18 protein-coding genes are annotated in these 17,655 nt (G+C 45.7%); 12 read left to right on the plus strand and 6 right to left on the minus strand.

Annotation, left to right across the window (positions count from 1 at the left end):
* Positions 1–42 precede the first annotated feature (42 nt).
* On the minus strand, positions 43–558 hold the full coding sequence (locus tag AC4E8B_RS08735) for a L,D-transpeptidase family protein (RefSeq protein ID WP_490218246.1): 516 nt from the start codon (positions 556–558) through the stop codon (positions 43–45).
* 62 nt (positions 559–620) lie between these two features.
* Positions 621–1,487, minus strand: a complete 867-nt coding sequence (locus tag AC4E8B_RS08740) for a metallophosphoesterase (protein WP_490218247.1) — start codon at positions 1,485–1,487, stop codon at positions 621–623.
* Positions 1,488–1,731: 244 nt separating this feature from the next.
* Between AC4E8B_RS08740 and fadH the strand changes: the two genes are divergently transcribed.
* Entirely contained in the window at positions 1,732–2,493 is a 762-nt protein-coding gene (gene fadH, locus AC4E8B_RS08745) for a 2,4-dienoyl-CoA reductase (protein WP_490218248.1), read from the plus strand.
* Positions 2,494–2,535: 42 nt separating this feature from the next.
* On the opposite strand, the gene AC4E8B_RS08750 is transcribed toward fadH, so the two are convergent.
* On the minus strand, positions 2,536–3,279 hold the full coding sequence (locus tag AC4E8B_RS08750; RefSeq protein ID WP_490218249.1) for a C39 family peptidase: 744 nt from the start codon (positions 3,277–3,279) through the stop codon (positions 2,536–2,538).
* 203 nt (positions 3,280–3,482) lie between these two features.
* Between AC4E8B_RS08750 and AC4E8B_RS08755 the strand changes: the two genes are divergently transcribed.
* The 3 genes from AC4E8B_RS08755 to AC4E8B_RS08765 all read left to right on the plus strand — a co-directional run bounded on the left by AC4E8B_RS08755 (position 3,483) and on the right by AC4E8B_RS08765 (position 5,863).
* The gene (locus AC4E8B_RS08755) at positions 3,483–4,697 is read left to right on the plus strand and encodes an EAL domain-containing protein (protein WP_490218250.1); all 1,215 of its coding nucleotides are present in this window, start codon (positions 3,483–3,485) and stop codon (positions 4,695–4,697) included.
* Between the two features lie 69 nt (positions 4,698–4,766).
* Positions 4,767–5,006 (plus strand): hypothetical protein, encoded by a 240-nt coding sequence (locus tag AC4E8B_RS08760; protein ID WP_490218252.1) that lies wholly within the window; start codon positions 4,767–4,769, stop codon positions 5,004–5,006.
* A gap of 197 nt (positions 5,007–5,203) precedes the next feature.
* Complete coding sequence (locus AC4E8B_RS08765; RefSeq protein ID WP_490218254.1) at positions 5,204–5,863, plus strand: DUF3993 domain-containing protein; 660 nt, start codon at positions 5,204–5,206, stop codon at positions 5,861–5,863.
* Between the two features lie 29 nt (positions 5,864–5,892).
* Here AC4E8B_RS08765 and AC4E8B_RS08770 read toward each other — a convergent pair whose 3' ends face one another.
* Together AC4E8B_RS08770 and AC4E8B_RS08775 are read right to left on the minus strand one after the other, a co-directional pair.
* Entirely contained in the window at positions 5,893–6,129 is a 237-nt protein-coding gene (locus tag AC4E8B_RS08770) for a glutaredoxin family protein (RefSeq protein WP_490218255.1), read from the minus strand.
* 69 nt (positions 6,130–6,198) lie between these two features.
* Positions 6,199–7,110, minus strand: coding sequence for an MBL fold metallo-hydrolase (locus AC4E8B_RS08775; RefSeq protein ID WP_490218257.1), 912 nt, complete (start codon positions 7,108–7,110; stop codon positions 6,199–6,201).
* Positions 7,111–7,488: 378 nt separating this feature from the next.
* On the opposite strand from AC4E8B_RS08775, the gene AC4E8B_RS08780 reads away from it, so the two are divergent.
* From AC4E8B_RS08780 to AC4E8B_RS08800, 5 genes are all read left to right on the plus strand, one after another.
* Complete coding sequence (locus AC4E8B_RS08780) at positions 7,489–7,725, plus strand: YkuJ family protein (RefSeq protein ID WP_490218259.1); 237 nt, start codon at positions 7,489–7,491, stop codon at positions 7,723–7,725.
* A gap of 335 nt (positions 7,726–8,060) precedes the next feature.
* Positions 8,061–8,507 carry a cyclic-di-AMP-binding protein CbpB gene (cbpB, locus tag AC4E8B_RS08785; protein ID WP_490218261.1) on the plus strand — a complete coding sequence of 149 codons (447 nt, stop codon included), beginning with the start codon at positions 8,061–8,063 and terminating at the stop codon, positions 8,505–8,507.
* Positions 8,508–8,756: 249 nt separating this feature from the next.
* Positions 8,757–9,641, plus strand: a complete 885-nt coding sequence (gene ccpC, locus AC4E8B_RS08790) for a transcriptional regulator CcpC (protein ID WP_490218263.1) — start codon at positions 8,757–8,759, stop codon at positions 9,639–9,641.
* 70 nt (positions 9,642–9,711) lie between these two features.
* Positions 9,712–10,422, plus strand: a complete 711-nt coding sequence (gene dapD / locus AC4E8B_RS08795) for a 2,3,4,5-tetrahydropyridine-2,6-dicarboxylate N-acetyltransferase (RefSeq protein WP_490218265.1) — start codon at positions 9,712–9,714, stop codon at positions 10,420–10,422.
* A gap of 95 nt (positions 10,423–10,517) precedes the next feature.
* Positions 10,518–11,639 (plus strand): N-acetyldiaminopimelate deacetylase, encoded by a 1,122-nt coding sequence (locus AC4E8B_RS08800; RefSeq protein ID WP_490218267.1) that lies wholly within the window; start codon positions 10,518–10,520, stop codon positions 11,637–11,639.
* Positions 11,640–11,731: 92 nt separating this feature from the next.
* On the opposite strand, the gene AC4E8B_RS08805 is transcribed toward AC4E8B_RS08800, so the two are convergent.
* On the minus strand, positions 11,732–12,616 hold the full coding sequence (locus AC4E8B_RS08805) for a mechanosensitive ion channel family protein (RefSeq protein WP_490218269.1): 885 nt from the start codon (positions 12,614–12,616) through the stop codon (positions 11,732–11,734).
* A gap of 198 nt (positions 12,617–12,814) precedes the next feature.
* Here AC4E8B_RS08805 and AC4E8B_RS08810 point away from each other — a divergent pair, with 198 nt between their 5' ends.
* The 3 genes from AC4E8B_RS08810 (at position 12,815) to AC4E8B_RS08820 (ending at position 17,500) form a co-directional block, all read left to right on the plus strand.
* Positions 12,815–14,569 (plus strand): ABC transporter ATP-binding protein, encoded by a 1,755-nt coding sequence (locus AC4E8B_RS08810; RefSeq protein WP_490218271.1) that lies wholly within the window; start codon positions 12,815–12,817, stop codon positions 14,567–14,569.
* Positions 14,570–14,581: 12 nt separating this feature from the next.
* Positions 14,582–16,399: an ABC transporter ATP-binding protein gene (locus tag AC4E8B_RS08815; protein ID WP_490218273.1), complete on the plus strand. Its 1,818-nt coding sequence runs from the start codon at positions 14,582–14,584 to the stop codon at positions 16,397–16,399.
* A gap of 201 nt (positions 16,400–16,600) precedes the next feature.
* Positions 16,601–17,500 (plus strand): DUF4349 domain-containing protein, encoded by a 900-nt coding sequence (locus AC4E8B_RS08820; RefSeq protein ID WP_490218275.1) that lies wholly within the window; start codon positions 16,601–16,603, stop codon positions 17,498–17,500.
* Positions 17,501–17,655 lie beyond the last annotated feature (155 nt).

The raw sequence follows: 17,655 nt of genomic DNA on the forward strand, positions 1-17,655 counted from the left end.
GGAAAACCCCATCCTGCAAATTTTATGCAGAATGGGTTTTTTTCAATTTCTAATCTTAACTCGTGTGCCATTTGGTACAATTCCGGCAAGTTCCAGCACATCATGATTGTACATCCTCACACACCCTTTGGAGACTGGCTTGCCGATGGAGGCAGGATTGCTGGTTCCATGAATTCCGTAGCCAGTTTTTGATAAAGAGAGCCACATGGCGCCAAAAGGGCCGCCGGGATTGGGTTCACGGTTAACAATCACATAATCGCCGGGCGGTGTTTGGGTAAGCATCTTTCCGATGCCGACAGGATAAGTTTTTTGCAGCAGTCCATTTTTTAAGAGAGATAAGCGTCGGCTGGATAACGTAATATTGATCGAATACGGTATGGTGGAAGGTTCAGGAAGTCCGGGAATCATCACCCTTTGCCCCTGAAAAATCTGGTCTGGATTGCTGATTTGCGGGTTTGCAGCCAATAACTGGGGAATCGGCCTGCGGTAATCCATGGAGATGCTTGTCAAGGTCTCGCCTTGCCTGACTGTATGGTAGATAAGCAGCCACTCCTTCATAGAGTTTATTAAAGCATATGCTCCAGCGGCTGATTTTTTTCCTCCTGAGTACAGGGATTGCCTCAGGAGGAATGAAAGGTAAATAGCGTCAGCTCAGGCTTGGAAAGAAATCTGAATGGAAGCCTCGTCGTGCCCAGCCCCCGGTTGACATAAAGGGTTAAAGGATTACTTTCGCCGATTGTGTAGAAGCCTTCATAATATTTCTGTCCGAAAGGAGGGGTGACCAGTGCGCCGAAAAACGGGATCTTTACCTGTCCGCCGTGGCTGTGGCCGCTCAGCTGGAAGTGGAAGGAATTTTCATATGCCTTGTCTGCCAGGTCTGGAGCGTGGGAGAGGAGGATGCTGTATTGACCGTCCGGGATGCTTCCTGCCGTTTTTTCCAGATCCGGCCTTCCGAGCATGGCATCATCAACTCCGGCTATATATATGCTGCTTTCTCCAAGCTTCAGCTGATGAGACTCATTGAGCAGGAGTTTGAAGCCGCTTTTTTCAATGATATTTCTGTAAATATCTGATCCGTATCCGCCGTGGTCGTGATTGCCGTAGACAGCAAACTTGCCAAAAGGAGCCTCCAGCTGCTTCAGCAGTGAGACAATTTGTTCTGCCTGCATGAATTTATTAGGTTCATCCATCAGGTCCCCTGTAAAGAGGATGATATCCGGTTTCAGGCTGTTTATCCTGCCGGCCAGTTTTTCGAGCTGGGCGAGTGTGTACTGAAAGCCTATATGGGTATCGCTGAATTGCACGGCTCTGAAATTATTGAAGGCTTGCGGGATGGTTGAATCTGTTATCTTATGGACAGTCGTTTCCAGTAACTTCGGTTCTATCTCGCGCGCATAGTAATAGCTTCCGGAACCTGCCGCTAATGCTGTCACAAGAGATCCGGCAGCTGTTTTCAAAAATGATCTTCGTGATATTTTTTTGGGCATATATCTACCAGCCTATCTATATATAAATATACGTATTTATACTATCAGACAAGAGCGAGGAAAAGAAAGCGCCAATCTGCAGCAAATGGAAAAACAAGATGACAGCTCAGAGAAAAACTGGGAATAATGCTTACTTGACCAAATCTCTTTCTAATAATTTTATCTATAAAAAATATTAGAAAATTCTCTATTTATGATAAAATAGAAGAATGAACAACCATTCATTTTTTTGGGGGGATTAGTAATGAGAGGCAAAACAGTCATTGTAACCGGCGGTTCCAGCGGAATGGGCAAATATATGGCTAAAAGATTCTCGGAAGCAGGAGCGAATGTTATGATCACCGGCCGCAATATGGAAAAGCTGGAGGAAGCTAAAAAGGAGATCGAAACGAAGGGAACAGTGCTTCCTTTTCAAATGGACGTCAGGGAGCCTGAGCATGTTAAAGCGATGGCGGAAAAGGCGCATGAAACATTTGGAAGCATTGATTTCCTTGTCAATAATGCTGCAGGGAACTTTATTTGCCCGGCAGAAAGCTTGAGTGCCAATGGGTGGAATTCTGTCATTAATATCGTTCTGAATGGAACCTTTTACTGCAGCAGTGAAATCGGGAAGTATTGGATTGAAAAGGGCATTAAAGGAAGCATCATTAATATGGTTGCCACTTATGCCTGGGACGCCGGACCGGGGGTGATCCATTCTGCAGCTGCTAAAGCAGGAGTCCTCTCCATGACAAGGACCCTGGCTGTGGAGTGGGGCAGGAAGTATGGCATACGCGTTAATGCAATAGCGCCCGGGCCGATTGAAAGGACTGGCGGTGCAGATAAGCTTTGGGAGTCAGAAGAAGCGGCGAAGCGGACATTGAACAGTGTCCCATTAGGGCGGCTGGGGAAGCCGGAGGAGATTGCCGAGCTTGCATTTTTCCTCTTTTCAGAACACGCTTCCTATATTAATGGCGAATGCATTTCGATGGACGGGGGCCAGTGGCTCAATCAGCATCCATTCTGAAATGTTCATGGCAACAGCGGCCCGTCAGGCCGCTGTTGTTTATTATTTATAGCTGACGGCCCTCGATTTCAATGCATGCCACGAGGATTTGAATCTTTCTTTTGCGATGCGCACCTGTTTTTTTCCTGAAAGCGGGTCGTTGATATAAACCGATTGGCGGTCATATCCAACGAGGGTCACCGCATGCAAATCAAGAGGCGTCTTGATCACTTCTCCATCATGTGTCCATGATTCCCATCGGTCAGGCAGCCTGTAATCGCCCGTTGTCCAGACTACTACTGGATAGCCTTGCCCTAAATGGGCCAGGATGTCTTCAAAGGATACCCCAGTCAAATTCAGTGCCCTGCCCGGAAGATAATGACCCGCCAGTTCATAAATCGGTTTATCAAAGGCTGCATAGCCCGCTTTCTTTCCGGTCATGTCCCCGACAAACCCGTGGGCGGGATTTCCCCATTGAACAATATCCCTGTTTGATTTTATAATTGGGTCAGGATCTTTTTTTATTTTGTGATAAAGCTCCATCTTATCGGCCTTGACACCTGCGTAGTGCAGCATCATGGCAAGGCTTGTTACTTCACAGCCATATTTCAACTCAGGATTCTGCTTTATCAGCGGAACATCCAATACAATCTTCTCCCTGCTGGCGGCAGATCCGGGCTTTCCGGCAGTCTCCTTGCCTGCTGTCCGGATTTCATGTATCCCATCCGCAGCATGGCTCTTCATTGCCCGCTCCTGTTCATCGAAGCGGCTGCTGCAGCCCAGCAGCGGAAGCAGTAAGATGATCATATACATATTTTTCAAGGCAGGCCCTTCCTTCTATCCGGCCTCCGTAAACGGGCCATGCCAGATCAAGAAACAGCTCAAGTTTTATTTTTATCTTAGCCGGCTAAAGTTATTCCGGCTGATTTTCTGGTTGGTTCATAGCCTGCTTAGATGGATTTCCCATCCTTTTTGTCAGGCTCCAATAAAATGAAAGGCGGGGAAAAGCGATGGATGCATTGGATATATTAACAGAACTTGACCGCGTTATACCGCATTTCCAGGCCATATTCAGTGCTGACGAACATAAGGTTATCGGTTATGAGGTATTGGGAAGATTTGCAGCCGGCGGCTCGGCCGAGAGCCTTGGCCCGTTTTTTCTGGATGACAGCATCCCAGAAGAATACAGGCTTGAGGTGGACAATACGATATTGATGAAAGCACTGGATCATTTTGCCAGCAGGGAAGGAGAAGAACTCATTTTCATCAACCGGGACGCAAGTCTGCTTATGCTCGATTCAGGAGAGCACTTCCTGCAGCTCCTTCTGCAATATCAGGATAAAGGCATCAGCCCCGGGAGGATTGTACTTGAGATTACCGAAAGAAATTATAAGGGAGATCTGGAACATCTCGATCACCTCCTCAATTATTACAGGACATATGGCATCAAGATAGCCGTTGACAATATGGGGAATGACAGCAGCCGGCTTGACAGGATCGGCCAGCTTTCTCCTGATATCATCAAAGCGGACCTCAAAGGCCTCAGGTCGAATGCTTCTGCTGCTGCCTATCGCGATATTTTGTATTCACTTTCCCTCCTGGCAAGAAGGATCGGAGCGACTCTCCTGTTTGAAAATATTGAAATGGTCTATCAGCTGCAATTCGCCTGGAAAAATGGAGGGAGATATTACCAGGGCTTTTATCTGGCCAAACCCCAGTCTGCCACAATTGAAAAGGATCACCTGAAGGAAAAGCTGAAAACGGAATTCCACCGTTTCATCCTGCATGAAACAAAGAAGCTGGAAAAGATTCATGCAGCTGCTGCCGGATTTCAGGTTAAAATTCAGGAGCTATTGTACAAGTACAAGAAAATCCAGGATTATGAAGAACTCCTCCTGGCGTTTTCAGGGGAAATGGATGGAGTTGCTTTCAGGATGTATGTGTGTGATGTGGAAGGCTTCCAGCAGTCCCCGAATATTTTCAAGGATCGGGAGGACTGGATCATCCAGCGGCAATATTATAAGAAGAACTGGAGCTGGCGCCCATACTTCCTTGAAAATATAGTGAGGATGAGAAATGACCAAAAAGGCATCCTTTCTGATCTTTACAGCGATATTGAAACAGGCGAAACCATCAGGACGTTTTCTTTCCCTCTGCATTCCAAGGATTACCTGTTCATAGATATTGCTTATTCATTTTTGTACGACCAGGAAGGCCTGCTATAAGATTTTTCCTGCATAGTCCCGGACGGTAAGTGGCACATTAGGAATACTACTTTCCCGGGGGGACTTAAAATGAGCGTATTTATGACCATCCTTCTGATCATCGCTGCCGGCATTTTGCTAACCGGCTTTTTATATACGATGTCCATCGCCCGAAACCAGAGGGCGGTAAAGGGAGATCTGGATTCAAGCATTTCCCGGCAGGTGCAGGATCATCCGTACATCCGCAATCCGGTCATCCTGACATATGCCATATGCTTCATTCTTTTAGTCATCTTTATTGCCTACTATACAACCACAGTCAGCTGGTAGCTGAATTTAAAGTGAGGGACTGCCGTTTAAGGCTGTCTCTTTTTTATTTCCAATAAATGCACAGGCGGAATTTTAAAAAAACTGTTATTCCTTCTCAATAGCGGGTAATTTCTTTATTAAGAAAAAGAACAAACAGTAAAGATTATTGCTGCTGATCATAGGTCGGTTGATGACAATAAATGAGGAGGAAGAAATGCATGAATATAAAAGAGCTGATTATCCTGCCGGCTGCCGCCATCCTGGCATTTATGCTGCCGATGGCAAGTGCCGAAGCTGCTGAAGGCAATGTACTCGAAAACAGGGAAGAGGTGCTGCAGTTCCTGGAAAATGCTTTTGAAGCACAGACGTCCCTCAGTAAAGAGCCAAGATCACTGGAAGAAATAGAAGCAGTTCTTGACCCTTATTTTACAGACAGCTATGCAAGCCTCTTTCTGCAGGAAAACCTGTCAGAGGAAGGGGACGGGCATATTATTTACGGAACTGACTTTGGGTTGTATTATATTCCCTTCTTTGAATTTTCAGAGGAAACGAAGGTGATTATTGATAAAGAAAAAATCCATGTCTTCGAATATTTTCCAGGCATGGTGGAAGGACCTGTCACTTATTCAGGGCATTATGAAGGCCTTCGCCTTGAAAAGACATCATCTGGCTGGAAAGTGGCAGAATGGCTCTATGATGAAGTACCACAAAATGCAGTTGCAAGGGCCACATCTGATTTAGTTTATAAAGGGTCACAAGGCGGAGAAATATTCTCAAGGGAATCAGAGAACCTTAAGCCGATGGCCGGCAGCCAAACACTGATACAGCGAATATTTTCTGGTGACAGCAGTATAAGCCGCTTGTTGATGGAGGCATAAAAAGGGCAGGCGAACAGCCTGCCCTTTCTTTATTCAATATTCAGCTCTGCCTTCAGCTTTTCCAGATCAAAACCCGTTATGACCGTTTGCTCGATGACAAAGGTCGGAGTGGAATAGGAGTTATATTTCTTTGTTAATTCGTCCCTGGCTTTCTTATCCTTGCTGATATCTTTCACTTCATATGCAAAACCGTATTCCTGGAGGAAGCGCTTGGAAATCTCGCAAGGAGGGCAGTCTGGCTGAGAATATAGGATGATTTGCTTCAATTGAATCTGCTCCTTAAGTTTTTTTGCACATTCAATATACCATATTTTTTATGCTAGGCTATTATGCCCTTACCCCGGATTTTTCGTTTTTTTGTCCCTTTTTGCCAAATAATCCGCAAGCCCCATCGCTGACACTTCTAAATCCAGTGACAGCAGGCTGTATATTGGATGGTCCTCCGCAATGCCCTTTTGGCTTAAATGGGCAGTTACCCTCTTCTTGAGGCGCGAGGCTATGAGGCCTGGTGCTTCATTATGTGATGAAGCGCCCTTAAAGGCTGCCTCTGCTTCTTCCATGAAGATTTCAAGCCAGCTTCTGACCTGAAAATATGCTTCGGCAGGATTTCGCGATATGCCAAAGTGCCCGAAGAAAAGGCAGTCCAGTTGTTTTGATTCATATAAAGAGATGGAAGACAGCATCTTTTCAGGACTGAATTGATTTGGCGAAGTGGAAGGCAAATAAAATTCAACACCCTCCCTATAAAGCTGGGGATAAAAGATGCCAGCCGTGTCGCCCGTGAACATCCCGTTCTCAGGGGGGTAATAGACGCTGAAGTGGTGGTTTGCATGGCCTGGTGTATCATAAAAGGCCAGTGTACATGTATCGCTCAGCCTCAGCTCGCTTCCATCCTCCATTGCTTCCAGCCTGTCTTGAGGTATGGGGATTATCGGGTCAAACAGTGCTTCAAATTGATCGCCGTATACGGCTTTTGCTCCTGCAATCAGACGGGAGGGTTCTGCCAGATGTTTTTCGCCCTTTGGATGTACGATTACTTTTGCTTGCGGGCATGAACGAAGCATTAGTCCAGCGCCCCCGGCATGATCAAGGTGAATGTGGGTGAGGATGATATATTTCACGTCTTCGGCAGAGAGGTTTAACGCTTCGAGCCCGGCGATGATTCTCGCGACTGAAGGGCTTGCGGAGGTTTCAATGATGGCAAGGCTGTCTTCAGCCAATATGTAAGTTCCTGTCCGCTCTTCCATATTAAGGTCGTAATCATCGATTAAAAAAAGTTTTTCGGCTAACTTTGCCGGCTTTTGCAAAAAATCACGTCCTTTTCCGAAGCTTTTGCTTGTACAAAGCATGTCATTATTTTATGCTGTTAATATTGGCATGTAAAGAATTACGATTCGAATATTCAGATTTTAATTCTTTGGGATAGAAACATGCTGAAAGTGAAACCTAAGAGCAAGATGAAGGTTTGTATGAAGGAAAGGAACGGAGCTTTCCCGTTTGCAGGTTCGCCGGCTTAAGGATGGAGCAGCTCCGCCGATGCTGCCGATTGGAATTGTATTTCCAATATCCTTCATATATAATGGCGGCATATATTTGATTTGGTTTTGTTCGAAAGGAGAGGGAGCATGTCACAGCTTCAAGGTATATTAACTCGTTTAAAGAATTTACAGGAACAGTCAAGCAGCGGGGAACCCGCCCAGCGTTTCTTTGAGGTGAATGGTGAAAGAAAATGCCAGGTTACTTTTCATCCAAAAACAGAAACATACGAGCTGGAAGTATATAATGACAAAGAAAAGCCGAAAAGATACCAGTTTGACAATATGGATATGATTACAATCGAAATCTTTGATCTCATCCAATAACGCAAGCCCTTTAAAGGAACCTTCTAGGTTCCTTTTTTGCGTTTTCCATGGCTATCCCTGCCTATGCAATCAGAATAAACTGCGAAAATCAGCCTATCCTAATAGATAAAAAAGGGGTGAAGCCATGTTTCCGACAGTTGAATGCCCAAAATGCCATGATGAAGATAGCATGGAACGAGTATTGACAGCACAGTCCAACCAGAATGTTATTTATAAATGCCCCAAATGCCGTTTTACCAAAAAAGATATTCCTACCAGCAAAGGGTAAGAAGGCCAGCGCCGAAAAAATATGATAAAATGAAAAAGTAAACACTTTCATTTGAGGAGTTTCGGCTATGATAAGTCTTCACAGTAGTGAGTACCTGGAAATAAGCATCAGGGACCTTATGATCCCCTCTGAAAGGGTAGCCCATGTACAGATTGGCAATACCCTGGAGCATGCGGTGCTGGTGCTGACAAAAAGCGGCTATACAGCCATCCCTGTACTGGATCCAAGCTATAAACTCCATGGCCTCATAGGCACTCCTTCCATCATGGATTCCATCCTCGGGATCGAAAGGATCGAGTTTGAAAAATTGGAGGAAAAACGCGTGGAGGCATGCATGAATCAAAACATCCCCCGCCTAAAAGCAGATTCGAATATGAAGCTGGCAATAGAGCTTTTGGTTGATCATCCCTTTGTCTGCGTCGAAAATGATGACGGCTTCTTTGAGGGGATATTAACAAGGAGAGCACTCCTTGACCGGCTGAACAAGCATGTGCGCAGATTGAACAGGAAATAATTTTAGCAGCTCCTGCGGGGGCTGTTTTTTCGTCATATGCAGCAGAAGCCTGGAGGGCATTCCAATGAGTCTGCCGCTGCCCGGAAGTGTTTCCATGAAAGCAGACAAAAAAACAATCACGATTAAGACAAAGTATTTCATCTTATCCTTCTTTCGCTTTAACTGTATTCAAGTCTTGTCCATAATGAAAATCGAAAAAAATAAGATATAATATAAGAAAAGTTATAAAGCGGATAAGGAGAATCTACAATGTCGGCACTCTCAGAATTTCATCTATTATCTGTCCTGGCCCAGGAAATGAATATGAGAAAGGCGGCGGAACGGCTGTTTGTCTCTCAGCCTGCCCTGTCGCAAAGGCTGCAGTCGATTGAGAAGGAATGGGAGACCAAATTGTTTGTGCGTTCTCAGAAGGGACTTACCCTGACACCTGCCGGTGAATTGGTGATCCAGTTTGCCAATGAGGTTATTGCAAGGGAAGAGAAGGTCAAGGAATCCATCGGTGCTCTCAACTCCGAAGTGCATGGAACATTAAAGCTTGCTGTCGCTTCAATCGTCGGGCAGAACTGGCTTCCACAGGTGCTGAAAAAATATATCAGCCGATATCCGCAGGCAAAGATCTCCCTTATGACCGGCTGGAGCAGTGAAATTTCCAAATCGCTGTATGAGGATCAGGTCCATATCGGGATCATCCGCGGTACACCGGACTGGAAGGGAGTCAAAATCCATCTTTTCAAAGACAGCCTCTACCTGGTTGATAAAGAAATTACCCGGCCGGAGCAGGTCCTCGAGACAGACCGTCCATTCATTCAATTTAAAAGTGATTCCAATTATTATCAGGAAATCCAGGATTGGTGGATGCGGCAGTTTAAGACGCCTCCTAAACGGACGGTTGTTGTGGACCAGATTGAAACATGCAAACAAATGGCCTTTAATGGCATCGGCTATGCCATACTCCCGGCGATAACGCTTAATGGCGCAGAAAAGGATATATTTAAGATTCCGCTATTGGACGAGGACAATGAGCCTATCAAACGGGATACTTGGCTTCTGGGCTATGAGTCTGCCTTCCAGCTGAAGCAGGTCAAGGCATTTGCGGAGCTCATAAGGGAGCATGTAGAAGAGGAAGGAAATTAGGTTTTTTTCTTGTTTTCAGTGCTTTTGTTTGTTAAAGTAATGCTAGTTACATACATAGGAGGCCTGCCACATGAAAATGATGGACGCAAATGAAATTATTTCATTTATTCAAAATAGCACAAAATCTACACCTGTAAAACTATATGTCAAAGGCGATCTGGAAGGACTGGATTTCGGTCCGTCCGCGAAAACCTTTTTAACTGGCAATACCGCAGTAGTTTTTGGAGAGTGGGCTGAAATCAGCAAGACTCTTGAAGCCAATGCTTCCCGGATCGAAGACTATGTGGTGGAAAACGACCGCCGCAACTCAGCGATCCCATTGCTTGATATGAAAAACATCAAGGCAAGGATCGAGCCGGGTGCAATCATCAGGGATCAGGTTGAAATCGGAGACAACGCCGTTATCATGATGGGTGCTTCCATAAATATCGGAGCTGTTGTAGGCGAAGGCACGATGATTGATATGAATGTAGTCCTTGGAGGACGAGCTACTGTAGGGAAGAACTGCCACATAGGAGCAGGATCAGTCCTTGCAGGCGTCATCGAGCCGCCTTCAGCCAAGCCGGTTATCGTAGAGGATGATGTAGTCATCGGAGCAAATGCCGTCGTTCTTGAGGGCGTTACAGTAGGCAAGGGTGCTGTTGTGGCAGCAGGAGCCATTGTGATTGATGATGTTCCTCCTTACACAGTAGTGGCTGGAACTCCGGCACGCGTCATCAAAGAGATTGATGAAAAGACAAAATCAAAGACTGAAATCAAGCAGGAGCTTCGCCAGCTGTAAAGGCAGGATAGGGGACCGTGCCTTCCAAAAGGGAGGCCGGTCCTTTTTTGTACCTTTATTATGCTGGATTTTCACCTTTAAAGGAGAGAGATCACATGAATCAGTTCATTCAGATTAGAAGGGATCTGCACCAGATTCCGGAGCTGGGATACCAAGAGTACAAAACACAGCAATATCTGCTTGATTACCTGGGAACACTTGACCAGACCAATATGGAGATCAGAACGTGGAAAACAGGCATTTTTGTGAAGCTGAACGGGACAATGCCGGGCAAACTGATAGGCTATAGAGCAGATATCGACGGCCTTCCGATCACCGAGGAAACAGACTTCGAATTCTCATCCAAGCATGAGGGCAATATGCATGCCTGCGGACATGATTTCCACATGAGCATTGCCCTTGGCCTCATTGCCCATTTTACGGAAAAACGTATAAAAGATGATCTTTTGTTTATCTTCCAGCCTGCAGAGGAGGGACCCGGCGGTGCGGAGCCGATGCTGAAATCAGATATTATGAAAGAATGGCGCCCTGATATGATTACGGCACTCCATATCGCTCCAGAATACCCGGCAGGGACGGTTGCCGTGAAAGAAGGGCTCCTCTTTGCCAATACTTCAGAGCTATTTATAGATTTAAAGGGGAAAGGAGGGCATGCGGCATATCCTCATCAAACAAATGATATGATTGTTGCTGCATGCTCACTCGTCTCACAGCTTCAAACGGTCATAGCAAGAAATGTTGATCCGCTTGACAGCGCGGTCATTACGATTGGAAAAATCACCGGAGGGACGGTCCAGAATATCATTGCCGAGAAAGCGAGGCTTGAGGGGACAATCAGGACCCTTTCCGTGGAATCAATGGCAAGGGTGAAGAAAAGGATTGAGGCTCTGGTCAAAGGCACCGAAGCCGGTTTCGAATGCGAAGCCGGGATAGATTATGGAGCCATGTATCACCAGGTCTACAATGACGAGGTGCTCACGAGAGAGTTCATGGACTTTTTGCGAACCGGGACAGATGCAGAAGTGATTGAATGCAGGGAAGCAATGACAGGCGAAGATTTTGGCTATATGCTGAGCGAGATTCCGGGCTTTATGTTCTGGCTGGGTACAGATTCGGAATTCGGTCTGCATCATTCCCGCCTTCAGCCAAAGGAAGAGGCAATTGAAAAAGCAATCTCTTATATGACTGCCTATATGGAATATAAAGGTAATCAATGAAGCTGAAAGAAAGATAAAAGGATGATCCTGATGAGGATCATCCTTTTATTCTATAAACTTAAGCAGCCCGATGAACATCTACCCGGCCTATTTCAATCATTGCTGTTTTTTTCAATATAAACCTGATGCGGATACGGGATTTCAATGCCGTTGGCGTCGAGCGCTTCTTTCAGCGCTTTACGCAATTCCCGTTCAACGCCCCACTGCTCCATATTCTGCGTTTTTGCTATAATGCGGAGAACCACGTCCGATGAGCCAAGGGACTGTATGCCAATGACATTCGGTCCGTCCATGATGGCCTCATTCCCCGCCTTCACTTTATCGCATGCCTCCTGGAGCACCATGATTGCTTTATCAATATCATCATCATAGGAAATGCCGATATCGACAAGTGCTCTCATGTTTCCGCGGGAATGATTGCTCAAGCTCGTAATCTCCCTGTTGGGTACAAAATGCAGTGTTCCGTCAAAGCCCCTGATTTGTGTTGTGCGCAGGCCCACTTGCTCGACAATGCCGGAAAAGCTGGCTGCTGTCACATAATCCCCGACATCTATCTGTTTTTCAAGAAGCAGGAAGAAGCCTGTAACCACATCGCTCACAAGGCCCTGTGCGCCGAACCCGATAGCCAGGCCGACAACACCCGCACCTGCCAGGATGGCGGTTGCCTGGATCCCAAATATCTGAAGGACGGTGACCGTAATAATAAAAATCAGTACATAAGAAAAAACATTGCTTGTCAGGCTTTTGAGCGTCTGTGCCCGTGCCGAAGAAATATTTTCCCGCTGTTCAAAAGTGTCAAAGCTCTTTGAAATGAGCCTGCCCCCTGCAGCACGCACAATCAAAAAAACAATAAGGATGGCTGCCAGCTTTAAAATGACGGCGCCTGCCGAGAAAGCAATAGCCCCCCAATCAATATTCCCAAAATACTCTTCAGCTTCTTTAAAGTTCAAAAAATCAATCCTTTCATGTGTAAGCATTTTTTCATTCTAACAAATATAATCCGGGCTGAACAGCCAATCCCCTTCCACATCAGCATGTAAGACTGGATTTTAAATAATCTAAAAAACTGGAAAATTCAAACTAAAAACTATGGATAATTATTTCGATAACCGTTATATTTAATATTACGGTCTTTTATTTTTCAATTCTAAACAACAAGAGAGGGGGAAATGGAATTGGAAATATTTAAGAAACTCAAAGAATATTACTGGCCCTATAAGAAATATTTTATCTGGTCGATGGTATTCCTGCTGGCAGTAACAGGCATCACCGTGGTCTATCCGATGATTCTCCAGGTGACAATCGATGAGGTTGTGCTGGGAGGCAAGTATGAATGGATTCCCTATTTGGCGTTAGGCTTCATCGGCATCATGTTCATCAAAGGGGTTGCAACTTATATTCATCAATATACCGGAGATTTATTCGGTATTACATCTGTATATAAACTGAGAAACTCCCTTTATGAAAAATTGCAGTTCCTGCCATTCAAGTATTACGATAATGCGAAAACAGGGGATATCATGTCAAGGCTGACAGCTGATGTCGAGGGATTCAGGTTTTTCCTGTCCTTTGGATTTTCGGAGCTGATCCGGTTCATCCTGCTTATCGGCATCAGTTTTTCTGTTATGTTTCATTACTCAGTGCCGCTTACCTTAGTAACGCTGGCAACCCTGCCGTTTCTCGCTGTAGTCACCTTTAAGTTCGATAAAGCAGTCCACCCTGCCTTCAGGGACATCCGGAAGTCGTTCGGAAAGCTGAATACAAAGGTGCAGGAAAATATCAGCGGCATCAATACGGTGAAATCCCTTTCAAGGGAAGATTTTGAAATAAGGAAGTTCAACCGGTCCAATGAGAACTATAGAGACAATTATTTATTTACCTCAGATATCTGGGCAAAATATTTTCCGCTTATGGAGTTCCTCGGAAATCTAAGCGTCGTTCTCCTGCTTTCTTACGGAGGATATCTGGTGATAGACGGATCACTCCAGCCAGGGGAGCTGGTAGCATTCTACAGCCTTGTATGGTACATAATGTGGCCGATTATGAACCTCGGGTTTGTCATCAATCTATTTTCGCAGGCTAAGGCTTCGGGCGAGAGGCTGCTGGAGATCCTGGAAGCAGAAAATGAAATCAAAGAGGCTGCCAATGCTGCCAAACCTGATAGGATCCATGGAGAGGTAGATTTCAAATCCGTTTCCCTGCAATATACAGAAGAAGATAAAGAGGCGCTGCATGAGGTTTCATTCAAAGCGCATATTGGCAAGACAATCGGACTCATCGGTGCAACCGGATCGGGCAAAACAAGCGTAACCCAGCTGATGACACGCTTCTATGAAGCATCATCCGGGGAAGTGCTGATTGATGGCAGGAATGTCAGGGACTATTCACTCGAATCCCTGAGAAGCGGCATTGGCTTTGTCCTTCAGGAATCCTTCCTGTTTTCATCAAGCATTAAAGCAAATATATCGTACGGAAGACCTGAAGCTTCCATGGAAGTTATCGTAGATGCTGCAAAACGGGCACAGGCACATGAATTCATCATGGAGCTGCCTGATGGTTATGACACTATGCTTGGTGAAAGGGGGATGGGGCTGTCCGGCGGCCAGAAGCAGAGGATAGCCATAGCAAGGGCAATATGCACAGACCCCGGGATCCTTATCCTTGATGATGCCACCTCTGCAGTGGATATGACTACAGAATTCAATATCCAGCAGGCCCTGACGGAAGTCATGAAGGGAAGGACGACCTTCATTATCGCACACCGGATTTCTTCCTTGAAGCATGCTGATGAAATCCTTGTTTTCAAAGACGGCCGCATTGCGGAAAGGGGCCGCCATGAAGACCTGCTGAAAAACAATGGTCCATATCAGCGGATCTATGATATTCAATACAAGGACCATCAAAAGGTTCTCCAATCTCAAATAAGCTAAGGAGGGGTGAGCTTGAAGGAGACAGCAAAAGAAACAGTATTGAAAAGATTCCATTACTCAACAGAAGATGTTATTGAAAAACCGTTTAACTGGAAGCAGATGTTCCGGCTTTTCAGCTATATGAAGCCATACCGGAAGAAACTGCTCCCTTTATCGGTCCTGATGGTCTTGATCACGACAGCAGTCAGACTGATAATACCAATCTTGATCGGGGTTTACACATTGGATAAGGCACTGAAGGATAAAGACACAGGGCTGCTCACAACCCTCGTCATTATAATTGCTGCCTTGTATACCAGCTCTTATATAGCCAATATTTTCAGGATCAAATGGATGAATGCCCTTGGCCAGAATGTCATCTATGATTTAAGGAAGCATTTATTCACCCATGTCCAGACACTGTCGCACCGCTTCTTTGATCAGAGGTCTGCAGGGTCGATCCTGGTGAGGATCATGAATGATATCAACTCCCTTCAGGAGCTGTTTACAAACGGTGTCATTAACCTGCTGATGGATCTTATATTGCTTTGCGGCATATTTGTCATCCTGTTCTCGTTAAGTCCGCAGCTGACACTGGCCATCATGGTCATTCTGCCGATCATGTTTTTTATCTCTACGAGCCTGCGCAGGAATATCAGGAGGTCCTGGCAGACGGTGAGGCTGAAGCAGTCTAAGCTCAACTCACATTTGAATGAGAGCCTTCAGGGAATACGGGTTACCCAGGCGTTCACACAGGAAAAAGAAAATATGATGTTCTTTGATGGTGTGAACAACGAAAATTTCGAAAGCTGGAGGCAGGCTTCACAAAAAAATGCCATGTTCAGGCCGCTTGTAGAATTGACCAATGCCTTTGGTACAGCAGCACTAATCTGGTATGGAGCCCACTTGATCCAGAATGGGAGCATCACCATCGGCGTGTTCGTATCCTTCGCCTTTTACCTTGGTATGTTCTGGGAGCCGATCTCGAGGCTTGGGATGGTCTATAACCAGCTTCTTATGGGAATGGCCTCTTCAGAGCGTATCTTCGAATTCCTTGACGAAAAACCGATCGTGTCAGAATCTGAAAATGCGATTGTGATGGAGGATATGAAGGGGCAGATTCAATTTAAGGATGCAGAGTTCTCTTATGACTCCAAGCGGACCGCTTTAAATAAGATCAATCTGGAAATAAAAGCAGGCCAGACTGCTGCCTTGGTCGGCCATACTGGTTCAGGAAAAACGACCATCGCGAACCTCATCAGCCGTTTCTATGATCCTACTGAAGGATCTGTCCTGATTGACGGCCACAATTTAAGAGATGTTTCATTGAAGAGCCTGCGGGCCAGAATCAGCGTAGTGCTACAGGATACTTTCATCTTTTCCGGTACCATTGGAGAGAATATCCGCTTCGGAAGGCCTGATGCCTCCGAGGAAGAAGTAATCCGGGCTGCCGAAGCGGTAGGTGCAGCTGATTTCATCCGCAATCTCCCTAAAGGGTATGATACAGAGGTAGAGGAAAGGGGCAATATCCTTTCTGTCGGGGAAAGGCAGCTTCTATCTTTTGCCAGGGCGCTTCTCGCCGATCCACGCATCCTGATTCTCGATGAAGCAACTGCCAGCATCGATACAGAGACCGAAATGAGAATCCAGGAAGCCCTTAAAACACTACTGAAAGGAAGGACCGCCATCATCATTGCCCACAGATTGTCAACCATACGCGACGCCGACAAAATCTTCGTACTCGACCATGGCACCATCCTTGAAGAAGGAAGCCACGAAGAACTCATGGACAAAAAAGGCCAATACTTCCAGCTAGTAAAAGCACAATTTACAATGCTTGATGCGATATAGAAAAGCGGAGAAAAGGATCGCATGCTAAGAACGCTGCGTTCTTTTGCAGCCACTTTTATAACACGTGCTTAAGCACCAAATATTGAAAGAAGTCTCCGTTGAGGGGGCTTCTTTCTTTTTTGCAATAAAATTTACATTTTTGTAACTTTTTCGTAATCTTTTCGTCTGTTAACAAAAGAGTTTAATTCAGGGGGGGATATTATGAAGTGGAAAACGGGACTATTCATATTTTTGAGCTCATTGATTCTCTTCGGGTGCAGCAGCGGAGAAAAAAGTAAAGAATCTTCCGATTCAGCTGGCCAGTCTGAGAGTTCGGAAAAAGCAGAGTCTGCCGCTGATTCAGCTGAACAGGATTCCGAGTCGGGGATCAGCAGCGGCGGGAAGGAAGCAGAGGGGACAGATCAGAGTGCGGCGGGCGAAAGGATGGTTATTTACAACGCGGAATTGGATCTTAAGGTAAAGGACTTCATGAAAGCCCAAGCCGCACTGGAGTCAAAGGCGGCCCAGTACGGCGGGTTTATTGTGGAATCCAGCAGTTACCGGGATGAGGGCCTGCAGCTCAGCGGTTCACTGGTGATCAGAATTCCCCAGAAAAACTTTAATCAATTTTTGAATGACGCAGAAGGTACTGCCTCAAAAGTCGATAACAGACATGTAAGCGGCCAGGACGTGACGGAAGAATATGTGGATCTGGAATCCCGCCTGCGGTCCAAGAGAGTGGTTGAAGAGCGGCTGATCTCTTTTATGGAAAAAGCTGAAGAAACGGAAGATCTGCTAAAAATATCACAGGACCTTGCCGGGATTCAGGAGGAAATCGAACAGCTGGCCGGAAGAATCAACTATTTGAAGAACCAGACTGATTTTTCGACTGTAACGGTCAGTCTCTATGAGGATCGGGCGCCTTCAATCGATAAAACCGATTTGAATACCTGGGAAAGAACGAAAGAACAGTTTACAGAAAGTCTTAGCTTCCTGCTTTCTGCATTCTCTGGATTGTTTGTGTTCTTAGCCGGGAACCTACCTGTGCTTGTACTGCTTGGGACCATAGGAGCAACTGGCTATTTGATATTTAAGAAATTTAGACCAAAAAAGGATTCATAGGTTGAAGCGGGCCGGAATGGAAGCATTCCGGCCTTTTCTTTTGGGCTTTCAGCGGAATTGTATACTTCCGGAATTTCTTTGCATCTGATAGAGATTGCATCCATATGAATTAGGGTAAAAGACAGTCTGAAGCAGCTCTGGTTTATGGACATACA

Source organism: Bacillus sp. SRL543, from assembly GCF_984799205.1.

Coding starts and splice junctions, on each gene's coding strand:
- AC4E8B_RS08750 (WP_490218249.1), bottom strand. CDS start 3,279: ATGATCATCTTACTGCTTCCGCTGCTGGGCTGCAGCAGCCGCTTCGAT.
- AC4E8B_RS08780 (WP_490218259.1), top strand. CDS start 7,489: ATGTCACAGCTTCAAGGTATATTAACTCGTTTAAAGAATTTACAGGAA.
- ccpC (WP_490218263.1), top strand. CDS start 8,757: ATGTCGGCACTCTCAGAATTTCATCTATTATCTGTCCTGGCCCAGGAA.
- AC4E8B_RS08805 (WP_490218269.1), bottom strand. CDS start 12,616: ATGCTTACACATGAAAGGATTGATTTTTTGAACTTTAAAGAAGCTGAA.
- AC4E8B_RS08765 (WP_490218254.1), top strand. CDS start 5,204: ATGAATATAAAAGAGCTGATTATCCTGCCGGCTGCCGCCATCCTGGCA.
- AC4E8B_RS08800 (WP_490218267.1), top strand. CDS start 10,518: ATGAATCAGTTCATTCAGATTAGAAGGGATCTGCACCAGATTCCGGAG.
- AC4E8B_RS08760 (WP_490218252.1), top strand. CDS start 4,767: ATGAGCGTATTTATGACCATCCTTCTGATCATCGCTGCCGGCATTTTG.
- AC4E8B_RS08775 (WP_490218257.1), bottom strand. CDS start 7,110: ATGGAAGAGCGGACAGGAACTTACATATTGGCTGAAGACAGCCTTGCC.
- AC4E8B_RS08740 (WP_490218247.1), bottom strand. CDS start 1,487: ATGCCCAAAAAAATATCACGAAGATCATTTTTGAAAACAGCTGCCGGA.
- AC4E8B_RS08735 (WP_490218246.1), bottom strand. CDS start 558: ATGAAGGAGTGGCTGCTTATCTACCATACAGTCAGGCAAGGCGAGACC.
- AC4E8B_RS08820 (WP_490218275.1), top strand. CDS start 16,601: ATGAAGTGGAAAACGGGACTATTCATATTTTTGAGCTCATTGATTCTC.
- cbpB (WP_490218261.1), top strand. CDS start 8,061: ATGATAAGTCTTCACAGTAGTGAGTACCTGGAAATAAGCATCAGGGAC.
- fadH (WP_490218248.1), top strand. CDS start 1,732: ATGAGAGGCAAAACAGTCATTGTAACCGGCGGTTCCAGCGGAATGGGC.
- dapD (WP_490218265.1), top strand. CDS start 9,712: ATGAAAATGATGGACGCAAATGAAATTATTTCATTTATTCAAAATAGC.
- AC4E8B_RS08755 (WP_490218250.1), top strand. CDS start 3,483: ATGGATGCATTGGATATATTAACAGAACTTGACCGCGTTATACCGCAT.